Source organism: Bathymodiolus platifrons methanotrophic gill symbiont (assembly GCF_002189065.1).
Classification (GTDB): domain Bacteria; phylum Pseudomonadota; class Gammaproteobacteria; order Methylococcales; family Methylomonadaceae; genus Methyloprofundus.
Window position 1 is genome coordinate 1 of the sequence record NZ_BDMN01000391.1, and the last position, 1,555, is coordinate 1,555.

At 38.4% G+C, this 1,555-nt stretch carries 1 protein-coding gene; it reads left to right on the plus strand.

Features of this window, described 5'->3' with window-relative positions; translation table 11 throughout:
* Positions 1-63: 63 nt before the first annotated feature.
* On the plus strand, positions 64-1,257 hold the full coding sequence (locus CDZ78_RS18105; RefSeq protein ID WP_087871234.1) for a cysteine desulfurase family protein: 1,194 nt from the start codon (positions 64-66) through the stop codon (positions 1,255-1,257).
* Positions 1,258-1,555: the final 298 nt, after the last annotated feature.

The following is a 1,555-nucleotide window of genomic DNA, read 5'->3' on the forward strand; positions in this document are numbered from 1 at the left end:
CCGGTTATGACCGGTCTTTATGCGCACGATAAACTTTTGCGACAGAACCAAATAAAGATATAAATGATTTATTTTGATACAGCCTCTTCATACCCTATTTTGCCTGAAGTGAAAAAGACTTTATCTGAAGCTTTTGATTATTTATATGCAAACTCTGCATCAAGTCATTTTCTTGGGGAAAAAGTTAATCTTGAAGTTAATCATGTTAGAGGTTTAATCGCTGATGAAATTGGGGCATATCCAAGTGAAGTAATATTTACTAGCGGTGCAACAGAGTCAAATAACATTGCTTTCAAGAGCATTCTGTTCGGTAATGATATTCCAGCAGATAAAAAGCATATTATTACGTCTCAAATAGAGCATAAGTGTATCTTTTCCATTTGTCATTATCTTGAATCTTTAGGGTATGAGATAACCTATATCAAACCTAATAAACAGGGCGTTATCAGCCCTGAAGCTTTAAAAAATGCCATAAGACCAGAGACAGCTCTTGTTTCTATTATGCATGTAAATAATGAGCTTGGGACAATTAGCCCAATTGCTGAAATCGGAGAGATATGCCAACAGAATGATATTTTATTTCATAGCGATGCTGCCCAAAGTTTCAAAAAAGTAGATATTGATGTTGATGAGTTGAATGTTGATATTATGTCCTTCTCGGCACATAAAATAGGTGGACCTAAAGGCATTGGCGCTATTTATATTCGTGACCTGAGAAATAAGCAATTGATGCCTGTTATCCATGGTGCTGGACAGGAGGATGGGCTGCGAGGAGGGACTGTAGCAGCCCCTTTAATTATTGGTTTTGGCTCTGCAATCGAGAGCTTTTCTAAGCACTATGATAAATTTAAACAAATTAAAGCGAAAGAATTCTTACTTAGTGAGTTGGAAAAACATAATATTGAATATCAAATTAACGGAGGGGTAGGTTCTCTGCCAAGTTGCTTATCCTTAACTTTACCATTAACAAATCTTGCATTATTGATTCGTGATAATGAGCAATACTTTTGCCTTGCTCAAGGTTCGGCATGCTCATCTAAGGAAATAGAAGCTTCTCATGTTCTAACCGCTATAGGGCTCACTAGGGAACAGGCAGAGAAAACATTTCGGATAAGTTTCCCACTCGATGTGTCAAACGATAATATTTTAAATCTAGTAGAAACAATACGAAAATATCGGGGAGTCCCTACTTTTGCGAAAGCTCATTTTGGGCGTCCAAGCCCAAGTTCGCGGCAAAAGCTTAACGGGACTGATTAAAATCTGCGATGCCCTGATTCGCCCTGCGTCCACTTATAAAAACCCTAGAGGGGTTTTTATTTAGTTACCTCAAATGGCTTGACGCGATGTCGGAATGCCTTGTATTTTCTCTACGCAAAAAGACGCTTCGAGAAAACACCCGGCCCTATCGCTATCACGGACTAAAAATCTTCACTTCGCTTAAGCTCCGTTTCCAGGATTTTCAGCGAGAGTATTACTGAAATCAACCATCCATCACAAACACCCTGAAATTTATAGTAGATACCTATTTTTGTACAAGCCCTCTGATTAGCCCTTT

What these genes read in the sequence shown, in the direction of transcription:
- CDZ78_RS18105 (WP_087871234.1), top strand. Translation starts at nt 64, where the DNA reads ATGATTTATTTTGATACAGCCTCTTCATACCCTATTTTGCCTGAAGTG.